This window comes from Ktedonospora formicarum (genome assembly GCF_016587355.1).
In the GTDB taxonomy this organism is placed as follows: domain Bacteria; phylum Chloroflexota; class Ktedonobacteria; order Ktedonobacterales; family Ktedonobacteraceae; genus Ktedonobacter; species Ktedonobacter formicarum.
In genome coordinates, this window is record NZ_BNJF01000002.1 from 400,636 (window position 1) to 421,126 (window position 20,491).

11 protein-coding genes are annotated in these 20,491 nt (G+C 48.4%); 5 read left to right on the plus strand and 6 right to left on the minus strand.

Features of this window, described 5'->3' with window-relative positions; all coding sequences use genetic code 11:
• Positions 1–47: 47 nt before the first annotated feature.
• From K3T82_RS20815 to K3T82_RS20825, 3 genes are all read right to left on the minus strand, one after another.
• Positions 48–6,953 carry a TIR domain-containing protein gene (locus K3T82_RS20815; protein WP_220195471.1) on the minus strand — a complete coding sequence of 2,302 codons (6,906 nt, stop codon included), beginning with the start codon at positions 6,951–6,953 and terminating at the stop codon, positions 48–50.
• A 693-nt stretch (positions 6,954–7,646) separates the two neighbouring features.
• Positions 7,647–8,483 (minus strand): CPBP family glutamic-type intramembrane protease, encoded by an 837-nt coding sequence (locus K3T82_RS20820; protein ID WP_220195472.1) that lies wholly within the window; start codon positions 8,481–8,483, stop codon positions 7,647–7,649.
• 61 nt (positions 8,484–8,544) lie between these two features.
• Positions 8,545–9,075 carry a helix-turn-helix domain-containing protein gene (locus K3T82_RS20825; protein ID WP_220195473.1) on the minus strand — a complete coding sequence of 177 codons (531 nt, stop codon included), beginning with the start codon at positions 9,073–9,075 and terminating at the stop codon, positions 8,545–8,547.
• 353 nt (positions 9,076–9,428) lie between these two features.
• Here K3T82_RS20825 and K3T82_RS20830 point away from each other — a divergent pair, with 353 nt between their 5' ends.
• Both K3T82_RS20830 and ppsA read left to right on the plus strand, forming a co-directional pair.
• Entirely contained in the window at positions 9,429–10,685 is a 1,257-nt protein-coding gene (locus tag K3T82_RS20830) for an MFS transporter (protein ID WP_220195474.1), read from the plus strand.
• Between the two features lie 537 nt (positions 10,686–11,222).
• Positions 11,223–13,844, plus strand: a complete 2,622-nt coding sequence (gene ppsA / locus K3T82_RS20835; RefSeq protein ID WP_220196496.1) for a phosphoenolpyruvate synthase — start codon at positions 11,223–11,225, stop codon at positions 13,842–13,844.
• A gap of 290 nt (positions 13,845–14,134) precedes the next feature.
• On the opposite strand, the gene K3T82_RS20840 is transcribed toward ppsA, so the two are convergent.
• Together K3T82_RS20840 and K3T82_RS20845 are read right to left on the minus strand one after the other, a co-directional pair.
• A complete protein-coding gene (locus K3T82_RS20840) occupies positions 14,135–15,676 on the minus strand; it encodes a sensor histidine kinase (RefSeq protein ID WP_220195475.1) in 1,542 nt (513 codons plus the stop codon).
• Between the two features lie 11 nt (positions 15,677–15,687).
• Complete coding sequence (locus tag K3T82_RS20845; protein ID WP_220195476.1) at positions 15,688–16,368, minus strand: response regulator transcription factor; 681 nt, start codon at positions 16,366–16,368, stop codon at positions 15,688–15,690.
• 194 nt (positions 16,369–16,562) lie between these two features.
• Here K3T82_RS20845 and K3T82_RS20850 point away from each other — a divergent pair, with 194 nt between their 5' ends.
• Positions 16,563–17,309 (plus strand): ABC transporter permease subunit, encoded by a 747-nt coding sequence (locus K3T82_RS20850; RefSeq protein ID WP_307811098.1) that lies wholly within the window; start codon positions 16,563–16,565, stop codon positions 17,307–17,309.
• Positions 17,310–17,647: 338 nt separating this feature from the next.
• Here the strand turns inward: K3T82_RS20850 and K3T82_RS20855 are convergent, their stop codons facing one another.
• Positions 17,648–18,808: an RNA-guided endonuclease InsQ/TnpB family protein gene (locus tag K3T82_RS20855; RefSeq protein ID WP_220195477.1), complete on the minus strand. Its 1,161-nt coding sequence runs from the start codon at positions 18,806–18,808 to the stop codon at positions 17,648–17,650.
• Positions 18,809–18,945: 137 nt separating this feature from the next.
• Here K3T82_RS20855 and K3T82_RS20860 point away from each other — a divergent pair, with 137 nt between their 5' ends.
• Positions 18,946–19,821, plus strand: a complete 876-nt coding sequence (locus tag K3T82_RS20860; RefSeq protein WP_220195478.1) for an ABC transporter ATP-binding protein — start codon at positions 18,946–18,948, stop codon at positions 19,819–19,821.
• Positions 19,822–20,226: 405 nt separating this feature from the next.
• Positions 20,227–20,424, plus strand: a complete 198-nt coding sequence (locus K3T82_RS20865) for a YwbE family protein (RefSeq protein ID WP_220195479.1) — start codon at positions 20,227–20,229, stop codon at positions 20,422–20,424.
• Positions 20,425–20,491 lie beyond the last annotated feature (67 nt).

Consider the following 20,491-nt stretch of genomic DNA (forward strand, 5'->3'; position numbering starts at 1 on the left):
AGAGCTCCCAACCTTTCAAAACACAGAATGACTCTTATCACACGCATTTATAGTAATCCTATAATCGAAATTACATCATTATACAACTGTTGATCTAAGCGCCCTACATTGCGTATTAAAATCTTTCCAATATCCTTTTCCAGGATAAAAATTGGGCGAAGTGAATCTGGCTGCTCGATGATCGTGTTGAGCGCCTTTACTATTCGTTGGCGCTGGTTCTGTGGAGTTTTTTCATCGCCTGCAATACTTACCAGAAGTTTGGCGACAGTATACACAACCGAAGCACTTGGATGCGTCAAAAGATCAATACATTTTGATGTGACACGCTCGTTGATATAGCGCAAATTTTCTACCGTTTGTACAACCGCAGTCTGCACCTCAGCAACATCATGCAGAGCGCTCAAGAATGCATCGTTGAATGAGGCTGGCATATGGTGTATATAACCAAGAAGTTGGGCGGCGCCAGCTTTCCCCCAAAATGGGACATGATACATAATTGCTTGCACAAGCGTTGGCCCCAGCTGATGCTTAGAGATCAAATTAATCACAGCAGCCGGTGAAAATTGAGCCACTTTTCCCGCAATTTCCAGAAGTGTCGATGTGCGATAATAGGTATCCGGTTGATCATCAAGGTCCTCTTGAAGCGAAGACGTTAACCACATAAACAAAAGCTCGAGTAATTGACTGTTTTCGCTAATAGCGCGTGCTACATTGATGACTCTAGCGGGGTCAAATGCCAGGTTATAGAGGGATGCACCACTTATCTCTTCTACTGAGGATGCTGGCAAACTCAACGCACATGCGGAAAGCTTCTGATTTAAGAGAAAAATAATCTCATTTTGAGGCAATGTTTCTTCTTCAAGCAGTAGACTGACTTCAACGAGCAGTTGCAAGATAGTGGCGAGGCGATCAGGAATATACTTGAAACCATCCAGATAAGAAGGAGGATAATGTGATATCGCTTCTATAACACGCTTTTCCATCTCTTCCGTGATATCACGTTTAAAATGATAGTTATTTAAACGTATCCATGAGTGCAGAAGCAGTTTTTGCGTTTTTCCCTGCCCATGCTCAAGATGTTGAATGAGCGCTTCCAGAACATCTAAGGAGCAATACGATATGTTGCGTAACAGAGAAGAGACTCCGCCTTCCCCCTCCTCATTGGTATTCACATACTCAATCAATTGTTGAAAGATAGTGACATCATCATGAACCACGTTATAGCAAATCCAACTGATAGATGTGGAAACAGATCTATTTTCAGAGTACAGCCGTTTCTGTTCCTGAGCAATTCGTAAGAGCACATCCAACCCAAGTTGCGATGTGCGGTAATCACGTTGTCGCTTCTGCACATAGACCTGTGAGCTATGCAGAACAATATTCGCTCGATAGCGCCCAATATCACTTCCATACTCAATCAGATCTATTAGACAAGGAACAGTACTTGTGTTTAGCTGACCGGCTTCAGCCAAAAGCAAACCAGCATAAGCCCAGACCATCTGATCTGGAGGATTTTCTACCCATAAGCTTAGAGATGATAAAAGCGAAGGTTCGACACTATGCAAATAGGGAAGCAAGGGATACATAACGGATATCTCCTGCGTTTCCAGCAGAGAATGAATGACATCAACAACAGTTGAAGTCAAGGCAAGACCATCGAGTCCATTGGCAGCCGCCACTTTGAGCAAAGCTGAGATGGCCTGTGCTTGTCGATCTTCTTCCAACAGCTGACGCCAGAGATCATCGGTACTGGTTTGATCTGGTTTTAGAGAGAGCAGATCATCAATAAACGCAGCTACAATGATTGGTGTCTGAATTTCTGCCTCATGGAGATGGTCATGCAATGCCAATAATTGAGTGGATAAAAGACCTTGGCTTTTCGCACGATACCATTCACCACGCAAAGAGTGAATAATCTCCGCCTTTTGCTGAACAAATTGCCCATTTTCCTCTAAATAGGGAGATAGCAGCAGAAGCGTCTCCGCTAATTGTGGTTCATTATGTATCTTTTTTATCGCCAACAACGCCTGAGACATCATTGACCAACGTTTGGTGCTATTTTCATAGAGGGCCAGCCGTACCAACGCTCGTGCATAGTTATTTGGATCATCGATATTTCTGGCAGCATCAAGTGCTTGATTTTTTATCTGTTCTTGTTGAAGCATCGGCACAGATTGTATCAGCCGTTCAAAGGCATAAGAACGGCGCAGTGGATCAGTGATCTGCTCCGCCGCCTCAATAGCAAGGGCGCGAAAATCAAGATCTTGCCAATAGTAGGCATAGCGAGACAACCGCCAGAAGGCACGCGAACGTATAACAGGATCGCTTATGGCGAGTACGCGCTTGACTATCTGGGAGAGAAATTCATTCGGAGGTAAGGATGCCAGTGTGGGGTCCAGGAATTGAAGAACAAGCGGCTGAAACGTAAGGGGAAGCAACAGTGTGGTCACTAAGGCATCGGTCAACAAATCGGAATGAGCCTGGTACTCGACACCTGTAAAGAGAATCATCCCTGTATAGAACAGGTATTTCATGTACTCAGAGCTACTCTGGTGAGCAACTGTCAGGGCATCACCCACAATATCGTCATCCGTATCAAAGATCGGTGGAATAGCAATAGGCTGCAAGCGGGAATGTTCATTATACTTACGATTGCGAGCAAACTGCATATTTATAAGGGCAGATGCTGAGCGAAGCGTTTTTCCCAAAGTATCTAGAATAACCGCAAAGCTATAAAGCGGCTCATCACCCGTTAAACCAGATAGCCAATCTGCCCAGATTTCTGCATTTAGCCGAGGAAGCAATGGTGCTTTGTCAAGAAGTATCTGATCATAATGCACCGGTCGAGGTAAAACTGAAGCAAATGTACGGTAAAAGAGATCTACCACATCCCCCAATTGATCTGTTGGAAGAAGGCTTTCCACTGGAAGGAGCGTTTGACCAATCTGCTCTTTTTTCCCAAAAAGAATGAGAGTATCATACAAACTCTGCTTCCGTTGTCGTAACTGATTCAGCACCAGAGTTGCCAGAGGCAGGGTGGCGCTATTGTGGAAGCTATCCGTCAGCGTTTTGATGGCTGGCTGTGTATCAATGATCAACAAAGCGAGCAGGGCATGAGCGCGCTGTACATGCTGATGAGCATAATGCCATTCACGCCAGAGCCTCCTTTTGAGCGCCTGGGGAGTCTGCCTCTGGCGCAATGCACCAAGAAACATCCCTGTTAAGGGTGAGTCATTGATTATCGCCTGAGGAGTAAACCTGGGTATATGCTTCCGCGCTTGCTCTGCCTGCCACACACATTCTGTATCAAGATAGACAGCAATTTGGCGAGTAAATTCATTTATATCATCTCGACTCCACTCTTCTCTCCAGTACTCACGGGTTTTCAGCCACTCAAAATGTTGTTGTTTTTCAGTTTCTTCCAACGGAAAAAGGAAAACCAGATCATCTTTCTGAAGGAGATGTGTCGCCAGACCTTCATCAGAGATCCCCCCATACAGGAGGACCATCAAACGTAGCCAGAGAAGATTACTTTGGATAAAAGAAACAAGTGTAGGTTCGGCAGTCAATGCTTTACGCATTGGCAGGGTCTCGGAAGAAACGGGAAGATCATGCTGCTGGTGAATCAAAATTCGAGTGCTGGGATACCCCCACTCAACATCATCATAAGGATAGGCTCGAATTAACGCCCGAAGAAGCGCCTCACTATACCATTGATTCTCAGCAACCAGGGAGGCTGCTGCCAGACCTAATTCTTTTTGACCGGTCTGAATATTGAGAATAGCTGTTTCAAGGTACTCCTCGAATAGTTGTTGATGAGGCTCGCTATAGAGAGTTTTGAGGCTACGTGAGATGCTCTCGCGTAATGTTGAAAACTGTCCAGCCCCCTCCCGATCGGCATAACTTGTCAACAAGCGCTGGATAATATCACGGACAATATCTTCAGAGACCTGAGCCATTTCAGGAATAGCAGATACAATCAATAACGCACTCCGTGGAATAAGATTGCCCAACGAATCATCGGCCTTGAGCAGCGCGGTCAGAAGCCGCTGGCGTGCGTTAGAGCCCCAATCCATACTGACCTGTCCCAATGCCATCAGAATTGGTTCGCGCCAGCGTGGATCATCCAGCTTTTCACGAATAGCCTGTGCCGCAGAGGAAGCATGATTCTTTTCGCGGATCAGGTTGAGAGCCGCCAGATATTCCTGAAATGTTAGATGCAAAAAGCCATAAAGCCCATTGCTTCTTTCCGAGAGCAGGCCCACATCCTCACGGATACGACGAAGAAAAGCATCAACCTCTAACTCAAATGAAGGTGGAAGATGATTGATATCTTCTCGTCGATACTGAGCCAACGCTATAGTAATAATCTCCTTGAGATCACTCTCTTCAATTGACCCATTCGATGACGATTGATGGATACGAGCAGCAACAGGCGATAAGACATGGGTTATTTCCGGCTTGGTCAGGCCACTCCCATGATCAGTAATACGCCAACCTTCTTCGATCAGAATATCTAATGCCTTGCTATATAACTCTACACGTTGCTCTGGAAGCCGTTGCTGATTTTTACGATAGACTAGAGCCAAAATAGTAATCAACAGCGGGTTGCTGGCTAGCTCTCGTACACGTGGACGCTGTGGGTCATAGATCGCTCTTTTCAGCCCTTCAGCTTCTTGTTGGGCCCTCATCTTTCTAGCTTCAGCCTCTTCATAATGGAACAGGATCTGGCTGGTTGCCAACGTCCAGGCATCACAGAAATGTTCAACCGCGACCTGCTCCATAGGCTGAACAGTAACATGTGCGACCTGCCCGGTAATAGGTCTGACATGATAGCCAACGATACGGCTGGTAATAAGAATCTGATTGCCTCCCGTTTTAGCTGGCACTTCTTTGGCTAATCGCTCCCAGAGGGCAGATTTTTTGTTTGCCGAAATATTTTTTCCGCAAGCATTGATCCAATCGTCAATAAAAATTTCGATAGCACGCACAATATCATCGCGCTGGTTAGCAACGGTAATTTCATCCATGCCATCAAGGATAATGACAGCTTTCCCTTCCCGTAGATGATATTTGATCAAGGCATTGAGTTTTGATTTGGGGAGATCGGGTGCCTGCCCAAGCCATGTATGATAGCCCAGAAAATCTGCCAGCGAGAGTGTCTCCAGATTCTTACGTGCCTTCTGATAAGCTTCAGCAAACTCTGAGACTCGTACTAAGACCGGGAGCCGAGCCGGACCGATATTGATCTTCGTTGTATCAGATGCCTCAATCTTTGGATCAACCTGATAGGCTGGAACCACAACTGAAGCATCACCCCTCTCACACGCCAGAGCCAAATTCAACGCAATCCAGCGGGCAAGCGTTGTCTTCCCACTACCAGGATCGCCAAGAATAACCATCCAACGCTCCTGCTGAAATGCATCGCCAAGGGTGATGAGAGGAGATTTTTTTTCAGAAACATTGGTCGCCTCATTTGGGCGATCACGCTCAACCATCGAGGGCATAAAAGGGTTGATAATAATAGCCTGGCGTTCTGCATGATGCATCACCAGCGCAATCTCAGAAGGTGAAAGTTCCTTCTTGAGGTGAGCTAGCAGATCAGCTGTCTCCGCACGCAACAGTTCCTGTGATTGTTCACGCTCGTAGCTTGTTGCACGATGGCCTTTCAATGCCACATAGACTTTCTCCAGTGGAATTGTTGGCAAGCGCATATCACCACCAAGGCCACGGAGTTCCAATTCGCTATGTCGATTAATCAGCCAGTTTAAGTAAGATTGAAGAACATCTTCACCATTGTCTAGAATCGCCAATTCGGGAGCAGATGATTGTTCAGTCTGAGAAGCTAGATTTTCTTCCAGCAATGTCAACATTGCTGAACCAATATGATCTTCAAGTAAAAAAGCAAATTCTTGCAAATGGTGATAAGGGTAATATCTATCCTCCTGTGGGATAGTATCTATCTCATCGCCTATCTCAAAACGGGTAAAAAAGCGGATATTCTTATGCAATTGCTCCATGTGCCTATAAAGATCATCAAGCCGCATCTGAACTTGCTGGTTACTGCGATAGACAAAAATTGCTGGGTGTCCAGATCGCTGTTTCGCAGCACGAGCAGCATCTTCGTATTCCCACTCAATTAATGAATCAAAGTAAGTCCCATCGTCTCGCACAATATCACGAGGGAGCGGTGCACCCATCTGTGATCCACAAATAACGACAACAATATCGCAGGCCGATGGTTTCAGCAGTTGTTGTGCTCGCTGAATGTCCTTTGTATCTGAATTGGAGATGACAGAAGAGATCTGAACAAGCGATCCAAAACTCTCATCCTGATTGAGTTGCTGAACAACATGGCGAACAATCTGCTGTTCCTCAACAGCATCTGGGGTTGAGGCGAGAAAGAGTTTCAATTGTCTGGTTGAAGGACGTGGAGGCGCTTGGTGTTGTTTTTGTTTTCTAGAAGTACGAGCAATCTGCTCTTTCTGCTCTAGATCGTTGGCTACGCCATAAATGCCTTCAACAATATTTGTCCAGGCTTCATCACGCTGTTCTACTAACCAGGACATCACAGGCTTAGGGCGATTCTCCGCATCTAGTGGTAGCGCCTGCAACGTACTAAATGGAGCTCCATCCCACATAGTCGAACGTACAATAATTGGAATCACGCGCGCGGTGTTTGCTTCATGCCGCTCCATTGCTCTGATCATCTCTTTGCTCCAGCAAAATGGAGAAGCCATGAATGAGGAACTGATAAGGAGGAGAATAATTTGGGCAGTATTCAATTTTTCTTCAATTTTTGCTTCCCATTTAGCCCCTGGACTAATATCACTGTCCGTCCACACATTGATAATATTTCGTCTCTGAAGGATTTTTAGATGCTTTTCCAGTTCCTTCCGCAATTCAATATCATCATGTGAATAAGAGATAAACACATTAAATGGTTTGGGCATTGGGGCTCCCCCTTCATCAATAACAGATTCCGCTCCTAGCACTAGGCAGGGCGAAGAATGCTCTTATCACACGCGCATCTCCCGTTCATATCGCACCATTGCGTGTTTCATCTCAACACTATAGCTGTAGTCAAATACAATGAAACATCTACTGATGAGCAGAAGAGAGAGATGCGTTGCATCCAGATACTTGTTTATCTCCTTTTCCCCATGCTATACCTCCATTGCCCCATTATTATGCCGCCGCTTGAATAATCCTAAGTTAATATTCATTCTATCAGGAATCCGGAGTGAATGGAAGAGTCAAATGACCAATTTTTCTCTCAGAATCTAGAAATGCTCTGACATTCGATTTCTTCTCGTTCGTTAGGGAGACAAATCATATATGGTGAGTGGAATGATAAGGAATTGAAGAAGCCAGTTAGCTCTCGCAAGAGGGCGTTTGTCTATTGTCGTGAAGGTATTGACATCTTCGCAGGGACAGCGTATTGGCGCTATCACATTGAAAGCCTCGTAGGCAGCGGCAGGTAGGTAAGATTGACCTGGGAGAGGAAATGTGAGGACTGCGGCTCTATCACTGACATGACAGCAGTCCTCGTACGGCTGGCAGAATACAAGAATTACCGTGAGTGACACGGGAAGTCAACGCCTGTGAAATGCATGGCAGGCTTGAGATATATCAACATAAGTTGCTCATTTTTGGGGAACTCCGACTTCCCCACGCGCTCTTGCCTCCGCCGCACGTATTACTTTAGCAATGGAGTCTCCAATGATATGCAGCACAACATCGGCAGTGAAGTGAGCCAGCATTGCTGCTTCCAGACCATATTGCCAGAAGAGATAGCCGAAAGCGACTCCCACAATGCCGTTGAGAAGAATGGCCCGAACAATCAACAAAGGAGTTAGCTTGACCAACGCGGCGGTAGTTGGCAAATGACCCAAACCAAAGATGACCGCAGCGAGGATGTTAGCAAGCCACAGGGCCTCCAATGCGGGCTTACCATTGGGCAGATGCCAGACAAAGCCAATGAGCCAGGACAAGAGCGAGAGCAGAAACAAGCGACACAGCAACTCCTCAACAATGCCACCATAGAAGCATGCCAGGAAACGTTTCCAGAGGGCGGGGATTGGAACCGAGGTATGCATGACTTCCGGCAGGCGAGGCCAGAACACCATGATTTCCAGAAGCAACAGGACCACTGCAGGAATTGCCCCCAAGATCAGCGCTGGCAAGATAATCGCCTCTGCCTGAGTTGTTACCGCATTGCCCGCCAGCAACCCCTCTAGCAAAGGCGCACCCAAACCAAGATGATGCGCGATAAGCAACCCCAGGCCAGTTGCCGCTGCCAGCAGGACGAAGCTCTGCGCACTCTGAAGCAGCACGAGCACCCACATTGGCTGGCGCATCCGTTCTTGCGCCTTTTTGAATGTATCGCGAGTCAGCTCTAGCGTATAGGGCATGACACAAGCGATGCCCAACAACGCTGCGCCACACAACAGAGCAAATTCAAACCAGGAGAAACCAAACATACTGTCGCCTCATTTCTGTCGTTCAAGAGATGCTGATGGATTCGTTCTCATCGTTTTCGGGTCATTCTCCTTCCAATTCGGGAAGGAGAATGGTGGTAAGCAGACGTCGACGGCGATCAGGGGCAGGTCCTTGTTTGAGCCAGGGCAACAAGGTAGTGTTGAGCTCCTGGCTAAATTGGACAAACTCTTTATCGCTTAAGTAGATGGCGAGCTGGTGATATCCGGCATCTGTATAATAGTTGCCTTCTTTGAGATCGAGGTAACGAGCATGATCACCAATGATCTTCATGACAAAGGTGAGAAAGTATTGCATCAACTCGTCTTTGGAGGCACAAGCGAGCTCATCAGGGCTTAGAAACGTTGAGGTTTCAGAGAGCGTGTAGACCTTTTCGCGTAAGGTGCCACGGACAAGACGCTCTTCAACGACCTGAGTAATTCCTGCATTAGTGAGCAGGTTGAGATGATGGTAAAGGGTTGCCGGAGCCACATCTTTCAAATCAGAGGCAAGTTGTTTGGGTGTTAGTGTTCGGTTGTTTAAAGCGAGAATTACGCGCATCCTAACCGGATGGAGAATCAAGTCAGCTCTCGTCATAAAATCGCCATTCGTTACAAAAATTTAGAACGTTCTTTAATATGAGAATATCATGGGGATTTAGAAAATGCAAGGCAACGAGAACCTTTCGCTGTCTTCCCTACAGATGGAGAAGCTCTAAAATTAGCGAGGGGCAGGCATATCCATGTTGAGAGGGTATCAACGTAATACATTGGTCCTTGACCTGTTTGAAGCTTAGTACTTGCTTGCTTAACGACAATCTGCTGATAGTCTTCTGAGAATAAGCAGTCTATGTGCTAGAATAAAGCACATTAGATCAGCTTCTTTCGTTCAATGAGCTTATTTCGGCACGTTCATCGGGCGATGGCTATTCGGAAAGAGAAGATAGATAGATGGAAGCATCAGCCGTCCCTAAAAGTCTCTGGCGGCAGAGTAATTTCCTGAAATTGTGGATTGGACAGGCGGTTTCCAGTTTCGGGTCTACGATTACAGCGCTGGCTCTGCCGCTGACAGCCGTCGTCATATTACGTGCGACTCCCGACCAAATGGGCCTCCTGCGTGCCGCACTCAGCCTGCCTGCACTTTTGAGCCTCTTCTTTGGCGTCTGGGTAGATCATGTGCGCCGCCGCACATTGCTGATTCTGGCTGATACAGGGCGCATGCTGCTACTGGGTTCGATCCCGCTGATCGCCTGGTTGGGCCTGTTGCGCATCGAATACCTGTATGTCATTGGCCTGCTGGTGGGAGTCCTAACCTTGCTTTTTGATCTCTCTATTACCTCATTCCTTCCTTCTCTAATCCTGCGTGAGCAGTTGGTGGATGGCAATAGCAAAACGCAACAAAGCGATGCTCTTATCTCTATCGTTGGGCCGGGCGCGGCAGGCGCACTTATCGGACTCCTTACGGCACCGATTGCAATTGTAGTTGATGCGATCTCATATCTGGCCTCAGTCATCTCACTACTGCTGATCCGCACGTCAGAAGTGGAATTAAAAGAGCGGCCTGCACAGCGTTCGGTCTGGCTAGAGATCGGCGAGGGGATACAGGCACTCTGGGGCACGCCCATCCTGCGCGACCTGACGATCCTTTCGGGACTAGGATCGCTCTTTCTCAGTATGCAGCAGACGATTTTTGTGCTCTTTGTGGTGCGCGAGTTGAAGTTGACCGCCTTTCAATTGGGTCTAATTTTCAGCACCAGTGGCATCGCTGGCTTGCTGGGTACCCTGATGGTTGGTCGCATTGTACAGCGAAAAGGCCCTGGATCGACGATTCTGCTGGGCCAGAGCCTAACCGCATTGGGGACGATGCTCATTGCACTAGCAGGTGGCTCCTTGTCACTGATCCTCGTTCTATTGATTGGTGGACAGGCACTTTTCAGCCTGGGAGCACCATTCTATGGCATCCCACAACTCAGCTTGCGCCAAGCCATGACACCCACCCATTTGCTAGGGCGCGTCAATGCCAGTCGTCGCTTTTTGGTCTTCGGCATTATCCCACTTGGTGCGTTGATTAGCGGCCTGCTTGGCGACAGGTTGGGCCTGCGAGCAACCCTCCTGATCAGTGGTATTGGCATGATCCTCGCACTCTTCTGGGTCTTCTTCTCCAGCATTCGCCATGCACGCGAATTTCCACAAACGAGTGAAGCATAAATCAAGCCGGTATGTTTCTTCACATATCTGCAAAAGAGATGGAGGGAAACCGCTTTTGAAAAGTCACTTCTCACTTTGTGTTCTGGAATAGTGGAAAGAAAAGAACCGGCACGTTAGAATGATGCTGAACTGCAAAGCGGAGGGAGGGAGACATACTACCTGTCTCATATCTGTGAGGGCAAAGAGTGGCGTTCAGAGCAATCTCTAAATCTCCACTTTAATTATATCACCTCCTGTCTACTCGCACACTGCCTTTTTGGACGATTTTTTTTGGTATTCCTTCCTCTATACTCAGGCAGAAGCGACGCCGCTCTGGCGTACCTGCGGTGAAAGCTCTCCTTTGAGCAAAGATACCTCTTATGTGTGCTGAATTCAGCATATGCTTCATTAGGCATGTGCAGGCTCTCGTTGTCTGCGAAAGGGCCTTACCCGCGTAATGGGGCGCTACCAGGCAAGTACAATACTCTGGTAAATCATTTTAGCCCGAAGGGTGCCATCAAAATCATCAAAGTAGGAATTGCCAAAGGAGGGAAAAATATGAGTTCATATGTGCTTGGTTTTCAGGACATTGACAAAACAAAACGCATGGCTGTTGGAGGAAAAGGCGCGAACCTGGGAGAACTATCCAAGATTGAGGGAATACATGTACCAGAAGGCTTTTGTATTTCTACAAAAGCCTTTAAAAGAATCATTGGGGAAGCGCCGTCGATTAACGAACTACTTGATCAATTATCACTCCTAAAGGTGGAAGACCGGGACAAAATCGGTGAACTTAGCGGTGAGATTCGCAGAGTCATCGAAGAGACAGCCATCCCTCAAGACATTTATGAAGAGATCGCTCACCTTCTCTCCAGGCTTAATGGGAAAAATGCCTATGCCATACGATCCAGCGCAACTGCCGAGGATTTACCAGCAGCATCCTTTGCAGGTCAGCAGGATACGTATTTAAACATTATCGGAAAAGAAGCGATCCTAAAGCATATCAGCAAGTGCTGGGCATCACTATTTACTGAGAGGGCAGTAATTTATCGCCTTCAAAACGGCTTCGACCACCGTAAAGTCCAACTCTCTGTGGTTATTCAGAAGATGGTCTTCCCGCAGGTGGCAGGAATTTTGTTCACTGCTGATCCCATCACTTCTAATAGGAAGGTATCATCCATTGATGCCAGCTTCGGGCTTGGTGAGGCCTTAGTCTCCGGCCTAGTGAATGCTGATAACTATAAAGTACGTAATGGCAAGATTCTCGATAAGAAGATATCCACCAAGAAGCTGGCTATTTATGCCTCAAAAGGTGGTGGTACGAAAGAGCAGGAGATTGAGCCAGAGAGACAGAATAGACAAGCGCTGACGGATGAGCATGTTTTGCAGCTTGAGCGCATGGGCAGAAAGATCGAAGAACATTTCGGTTGCCCCCAGGACATCGAATGGTGCCTGGTTGATGATACATTTTATGTTGTCCAGAGTCGGCCAATCACTACTATATACCCCATCCCTGAAGCAAATGATCAAGAGAATCGTGTCTATATATCTGTTGGTCATCAACAAATGATGATCGACCCTATGAAACCATTGGGATTGTCTATATTCCAGTTAACAGCTGTGCGACCTATGTTTAAAGCTGGTGGGAGGTTGTTTGTTGATGTCACGGATAATCTGGCTTCCCCTGCCAGCAGAGCAATAATAGTAAATAACATGGGGCAACATGATCCGCTTATAAAAGACGCGATTGTGAGCATACTTGAACGAAAAAATTTCATAAAATTGTTACCAGATGAGAAAAAAGAACAGAGTCCTGTTAAAAGCAATAAAGGTATGTCGTCTGCGGGTTTCCAGGCACCATTCGAGAATAATCCGGAAATCGTTTCTGATTTGATGAAGAAAAGTCAGACCTCGATAGAAGAGTTAAAGCAAAACATCCAAACAAAATCCGGATCAGACGTATGTGATTTTATCCTGGAAGATATCCAGCAGCAATTAAAAAAGATCTTACGTGACCCGCAAAGTTCGAGTGTGTTTATGGCTGCTATCAATGCTTCAGCATGGCTCAATGAAAACATGGACAAGTGGTTAGGTGAAAAAAATGTAGCAGATACGCTTTCACAATCTGTACCAAACAATATCACTTCGGAAATGGGTCTGGCGCTCTTGGATGTCGCGGATGTAATTCGCCCTTATCCAGAAGTAATTGAGTATTTACAACATGTAAAAGATGATGCCTTTCTGGATGAACTGGTGAAGTTCGATGGTGGACAGGAAATCCGAGATGCTATCTATACTTTTCTTCACAAATACGGAATGCGATGTGTCGGAGAAATTGATATTACGAAAACTCGTTGGAGCGAAAAACCAACGACTCTTGTTCCCATAATCCTCAGTAATATCAAAAACTTTGAGCCTCATGCCAGTCATCGAAAATTTGAGCAAGGGCGACTGGAAGCATTGCAAAATGAGCAAGAGTTATTAGAGCGATTGAAGCAACTACCAGATGGTGAACAAAAAGCCAAAGAGACAAAACGAATGATCAATCTTGTCCGGAATTTCATCGGATATCGTGAATATCCAAAATATGGCATAGTGAATCGCTACTTCGTTTATAAGCAGGCTTTACTAAAAGAAGCCGAACAACTTGTACAAGCCAACATTATTCACGAGAAAGAAGATATCTACTATCTCACTTTTCAAGAGCTTCACGAAGTTGTACGCACACATACACTGGATCACCAGATCATCAGCAAACGAAAAGAAGAGCACAAATTCTATGAAAAACTCACTCCACCACGTGTTATCACATCTGATGGTGAAATCATTGCAGGTAAGTACAAACGAGAAAATCTCCCAGCCGAAGCAATTGTAGGTCTACCTGTTTCCTCCGGAATTATAGAGGGGCGTGCACGTGTCATCTTCAAAATGGAAGATGCTGATCTAGAAGATGGAGATATATTAGTCACCTCCTTTACAGACCCTAGCTGGACACCATTGTTTGTCTCCATAAAAGGCTTAGTTACTGAAGTTGGTGGACTGATGACACATGGAGCAGTTATCGCACGCGAATATGGCTTACCAGCAGTTATTGGAGTGGAAAATGCTACCAAACAGATAAAAGATGGGGAACGAATTCGTGTGAATGGAACCGAAGGCTATGTAGAAATCTTATCATGAAGATGTCAGTGTGAATGTGTGAATAGAGCGACTCATCGCTTGAACACGAAGCGATGCAATTTTCATAGGTAAGAAAATCATGGTGTTCGCCATGTTGCCGCTCAGGCAATGAGTCTGCTTTTACGAACTGAAGAGCAATTGCCTTGGTGAGGCATCTCTGACTTGCGCTGTCAGCATATGTACCTCCACGATTCCGAAAGCCGCACCAAGCAAGCTCTACAGTTGTAGATGACAACTGCTCCGCTAAACTACGGCTGTGAAAAAGAAGAAACGCCCTTTGAAAGGGTTCTCTATATGTCCGTTAGAAGGGGGAAACATATCTCAAAGACCGAGCCTACGCCTGGAGTGGATCGAACCTGGATGGTGCCACCATGTTCTTCGACGATCCAGCGGGCAATGGAGAGACCCAAGCCACTCCCAGAGGGAGAGCTCATGTTCTCCATAATCCGGACATGGGTCCGAGACTGATCGACCCGGTAGAAGCGCTCGAAAAGGTGAGGCAAATGTTCGGCATCGATGCCGGGTCCCTCGTCAACAATCTGGAGGCGAGCATGACGAGGTTCTCGGTCCAATTTCACCTTGACCTGTTTGCCAATGCCAGCGCTGTACTTGATGGCGTTTTCCAGCAAATTGATGCACAGTTGCGTCAGATAGAGCCGATCTCCCCAGACCCCAAGCTCGTCCAGGCCCGATAGGTGGATCTCGATAGCGCTTTGCTCTGCCAGAGGAGAGAGGTCTTCCGCTGCTTCGACGACTATCTCACTGAGATCGACTCGTTCGCGTTTGAGTACTGTCTGCCCTTGATCGGCGCGAGCCAGGGTCAGCAGGTCACTGACCAGGCGGGTCATGCGCTGATGCTCCTGGTGGATGATCGAGAGCACCTGGATATAGTCTTGAGTGGCGCGCGGACGCTGCAAGATCCGTTCCACCTCAGTTGTCACAATACTTAGCGGCGTTCGCAATTCATGGCTGGCATCGGCAGTAAACTGCCGCTGGCGTTCAAATGCTCTCTCCAGACGGTCCAGCATGCGATCAAAGGTTGTTGCCAGTTCCCCCAGTTCATCGCGTTGCCTCAGATTAAGGCGACGATGGAGATCAGTGGTGCTAATTTCTTGCGCGGTGCGAGTGATGGTTTGGACCGGGCGCATGGCTCTCTCAGCCAACCAGTACCCTCCTACACTCGAGCACAACAAAATCAAGGAAGTTGTCACGACTAGGGTGATTAGCAGTTGCTGTAATTGTTCTGGGATATCGCTGGGAACACCGATGTACAGGTACGCTAGAAGCTGATTTTGTTGATTGGTGATGGTGATCCGCCGCATGGCGATCTGCTGCATAGAGTAGGGGCCTTGGCCTGCCCCCATCTCAGTGAACACGGGCGAACCCGCGCTCGCAAAACGGAGCTCCTGGCCATTGGGAACGGTGGAAGTAGTGAAAGACTGACTGTTTCTCCATAGCGGACCCTGTCCCCAACCCTTCGCCTGAGAGAGTCTAAGACGCAGTTCTGGGAGGGCCTCGGGTGGTACTGTGGGATTGACCTGGGTAATCTGTCCCTGTGGATTTTGCAGAATCACCAGGGCATTAACATTCGTTTCACTCAGCCGACCAAGCATTGGGTCATAGAAGGGCGTCACGTGCTCAATATTCGTCTTGAGCACAGTCTCCAGGCTTTGATAAAGTGTACTCTCTTCTGAGAAATAGATGGCCGCACTGAAGGTGCAGAGTACCAGACCCCAAATCAGCAGATACCAGAGCATGAGCCGGAAACGCAAGCTATGAAAGAAGCGAAGCGGGCGTATTGTTTGTCCAAATGAAAAAGCTGTTGCTTGCATCGGATCTCCTCTCATCGCGTTTCCAGTCCGCGTAGTCGATACCCTGCTCCATAGACAGTTTCTAGCAGCTTGCTTTCGAACGGTTCGTCAAGTTTGCGGCGCAAGCGTCTCACATAGACATCGACCACATTCGATGCACTGATGAAATCATAACTCCAAATATGGTTCTCGATCATGTCGCGGGTGAGCACCTGGTTGGGATGGCGCATAAAGTATTCCAGAAGGGCAAATTCTTTCGCATTTAGTTTGATGTGCTCCCCCGAACGCGTGACCTCGTGGGTGGCCGGATTGAGGACCACATCCCCAATCATGAGTACCCCATTTTTGTACGGAGAAACACGCCTGAAAAGCGCACGCAGGCGCGCAAGCAGTTCATGTAAGGCAAAGGGCTTGACCAGATAATCATCGGCCCCGCTATCGAGGCCCTGCACGCGGTCTTCAATCGCATCGCGGGCGGTGAGCATCAAAATGGGTGTCGTGATGTGGTGCTGGCGCAGCGCCCGGCAGACTGCGACTCCATCTTTGCGTGGCAGCATGATGTCGAGGATAATAGCGTCATAGGGAGTGTGCTCAGCATACTCTTCACCCTGTACCCCATCATACACCGAATCCGTCGCATAGCCTTCCTCGGCCAGACTCTTTTTCAATGCCTGATTCAAACGGTAATCGTCCTCGATGATGAGTATGCGCATGTGTGTTGCATCCTTTCTAGTAGTTGTATTGTGCCCCAAAAAGATGACAAAAAGATGAAATGCAGTTTCATCTCAGTGTCATTTTTTTTGTTTACAGTCTCCTGTGTCCCAAGAAATGGACAACAAATACTTCAGGAGGAGTATCCCATGCCTTTGTTCCACCTCCAAATGCACATCAATAAAAGGAGAGTATCATGAATATGACAGCGCTGACCACTATCAGCAAGCCTACCAGTTTTATCGACAAGGGTCCGCGTCCTCTGGCTCGCGTGTTGGTTTGGGAATTACGACGTTTCTGTGCCAGCCGCCTCTTCTGGTTTCAGGCACTCGGCTTCTTTGGTTTCTTGCTTCTCATGACATGGGCTCTGCGTGCGCCAGAGCAAACAGATATACACATGAGTAACGAAGGAGGCAGCGAGTCGCTAAGCGGTTTTGTTGCCGGAACCAGTGCGGGAGGACTTCTTCATACGTTGCCAATCATTCTGGTTGTGTTGGTGCTCTTTCTGCCCTTCGTCGCGATTGATGGTGTGACACGAGACCTGAACCGGCGCACCCATGAACTGCTGATGACGACTGCGTTACCAACCTGGGCGTATGCCTGGGGGCGCTACCTGGCGGGCCTGATAATAAGCCTGGGATTAGCAATATTGCTGCTGCTCTCTATTCTGGGGATGGGCTGGCTTTTGCATCTGACGGTTACCAACTATCCGGCGCCAGAGTTTGGTACCGTGTTGATCCTGTGGACTGGCATGGTTTTATCGGCAGTGATCCTGGTTTGCAACTTCGGTTTCGCCTTGAGTACCTTGCTCCCGCGCCTCTCTACTTTGGTCAAGGTTGTCATCATGGTGGCCTGGATCTTAGGGGGAGTCGTGATCCCGCTCGGGCTAGGTGGTGCCATACCCCTACCTGGTATGTCAATTGGGACCCGACGAGCGGGATAACCGCACTTGGGCTCCTTCCTTCGTATTCCCTTGGTCTTAGTCTTGGCCCTACGATCACGAGCGAGGACCAGTTCCAGCAGCTCATTCTCACCATTGAAAACAAAGTACCCACAATCTCTGGCTGGTTCGCGCCACATCTGTTGCTGGCCGGGTGCAGCCTGGTGTTAGTGCTGGTAGCGGCCCTCGTTTTTAAACGCTCCCGTGATGTGCTCATCTAAGAGATAGGTACAAATCTGCGCATATCCATGAAAAGTAAGAGAGAACCATAGTCAGATACCCCATAACTCTGCGTTAGGGGCTTGTCCCTAAACCGAAGCTTGAGACGAGAGGCCGCCTGACTACGACCCACTCAGGACAGATATACCATCCTGAGCAAGACAAAATTTGTCTCGAATATTGTAAGCCGCATTGAGGTCGGCATGGAGTTGATACCCACAGGAGCGACAATGAAACACCGACTGAGAGCGTCGATTCTTTCGGGCTTGATGCCCACAGCGAGAACAGGTTTGCGAGGTATGACGCGGGTCAATCCGTGCCACCACGATCCCCCGTTCTTGGGCTTTGTAGGCCAGAAAACCATACAACTGCGCAAAGGACCAGGAATGCAGCTTGCGTTGTCCTTCCCCTTTGCGATGCTGGACTCCTTCTCGGAGATGGGTCAAGTTCTCAAGCACGAGGGTCGCTCCTGGGGACACGCTTTGGACAATGCATTTGGAGAGGACATGATCACAGTCCCGGTGGAACAGCATCTGCTTGTGCGACAGCTTTTTGAGGTGTCGTTTGGCAGACTTGGATCCTTTGGACTGAAGCTTGCGACGAAGGCGAAACCAGCGACGATCCACTTCTTTCCAGTGCCGTGTGCCCAGAAAGTGACGCTGGGAGGTGACCGCAGGACGGTTGAGCCCCAGGTCAACCCCAACCACCTCATCGCTGCGTTGCACCACGGGTTCAGGCACCTCAACCACCACATGCAGCCACCATGTCCCCTTGCGACATATCAGGTCTGCGGTGGCGATTGTGCACCCACGATACCGCTCGCTAAAGTGAGGAACGGTAAAGGGAAGCGTCATCTTGCCCTGGGTGGTCGAGAGGCGAACTGTTTGTGTGGCCCAATGGAGAGCATAGGTGTGAACGTTGTAGCGAACGGCACACTGCTGGGAGTGAGGGCAACGAACAGGCTTGAAGGCGGGAATGGGCTTGCCCTGTTTCTGGGCTTTGGCCACCTTCTTGGGATAGGCAGCTTCTTTCTTGGCTTTCCAGGTGAAGGCACTGCGAAGCGTTTCCGTGGCTTTGACCCGGGCTTGGATAAGCAAGTCACTCACCAGACCAGGGCACAAGGCTTTGGTGTCATAGTACGTCATGTGATGCAGCCGGACGCCGTTCTTTTCCGAGCATTGCCAGCCAGAGGCACAGACAACATTGTAGGCAAGCGTAAACTGTGCCAACGTTTCTTGCAAGGCGTGTGCCTGTTCTATATTGGGGTGAAGTTGAATCCGCACTGTTCTCTCCATGCACGAAGTCTACCATATATGCATCGTTTGTGTCAAACAGTGAACTCTCAGAGAAGAAGAAAGGAGTGCGTCATGCTCCTCCCCATGTCTGAAGCCAGGGGTACCCGCATGGCGCGATTTTTATAATGGAATTGACGTTAGAACACCTGAGCAAGCGCTACGGACAGCACGTTGCGCTGCATCAGCTCTCGTTCCGCTGCGAGCCGGGTATGCTAGGGCTAGTTGGACCCAATGGAGCAGGCAAGACAACCTTGATGCGGATGATCGCGACCCTGCTGGAACCCACCGAGGGAATCATTAGCTGGAACGGGCAGGACATTCGCAAGCATGGCCAGATGCTTCGGCAGGTGCTGGGCTATCTGCCCCAGGATTTTGGTATCTATCCAGAGTTCACGGGACGACAGTTTCTGCGCTACCTGGCTGCAATGAAAGGGCTACCTGGATCGCTTGTCCACCGGCGTGTCGATGAGGTAATAGAAATGGTGAATTTGGAGCAGACAGCCGACCGTAAACTACCCACGTATTCTGGTGGTATGAAGCAGCGTATCGGCATTGCTCAGGCTCTGCTTAACGACCCCGAACTCTTGATTGTTGATGAGCCAACCGTCGGACTCGACCCTGGCGAACGCGTGCGGTTTCGTACCCTGCTTGCCAGCCTGACCAGCAACCGAATCATCATTTTGAGTACGCATATCATCAGTGATATAGAGGCCGTAGCGAACCGCTTGCTGATCGTGCGGGAAGGGCGTGTGCTGGCCGATACGACACCAGAGACATTGCTGGCGCACACGAAAGGCGCGACCTGGAGTGTAACTACTGATCTGGCCACCGCCCAGCAATTACAGACGAGCTATCAAGTTAGCACGATGCTTACTCATATGAACGGCGTCACGTTACGCATCGTCAGCCCCACGCGCCCGCATGAGGCAGCCGTCGTCATTGACCCCAGCTTGGAAGATGCCTACCTGCTAGCCACAGGAAAGCAAGCCATTCGAGTCTGACGGGGAGGAAATGCCATCCTGGGAGATCGGCGGTTCGATCTGCCAATCTCCTCCGGTGTATGATGGGGTACAGAATGAAGGTATGCCGAGCACACACTCTATGTTCTACTTCTCAAGATGGACAGTCGCGCCTCTTGAGGAGTACAATACGTGTACCGTTTCTGTCCATTCGCTCAAAAGCGAGCCCACAGAAGCTTTCCCTTGCCGCACCTGTCCTAGCGAGTGCTTCACTATGTTGCATTGCCTAAAAGCAGCAGGCAAAAAGGACTCATGCAGGGAAAGTGTGTTGATCTGGATGGTGATGTTCCATCCACTGTGAGATGGTAAACATCAGAAAACTCATGAAATCCGTTCTGGGAAAAGAGACATTTCTTCACCAGGGATGAAAGTAGAAAGCGCAATGAAATGCCAGATGGACGCATCCGTCAAAATATACGTTCGGGAATCACCGTATCAATTGTCCTCAAGCAAGACCAACGAACAGGAAAATTGACCCGAGGAATCGTCAAGGACATTTTGACCAACTCTGCTTCCCACCCACATGGAATCAAGGTGCGGCTAGTTGATGGACAGGTTGGGCGCGTCCAGGAAATCGAGGAATAGTATGCTGCCCAAAGCTCACCCTTATACTCTATTTTTCACAATGGGATATAAGGGTGAGCTTGTTTGA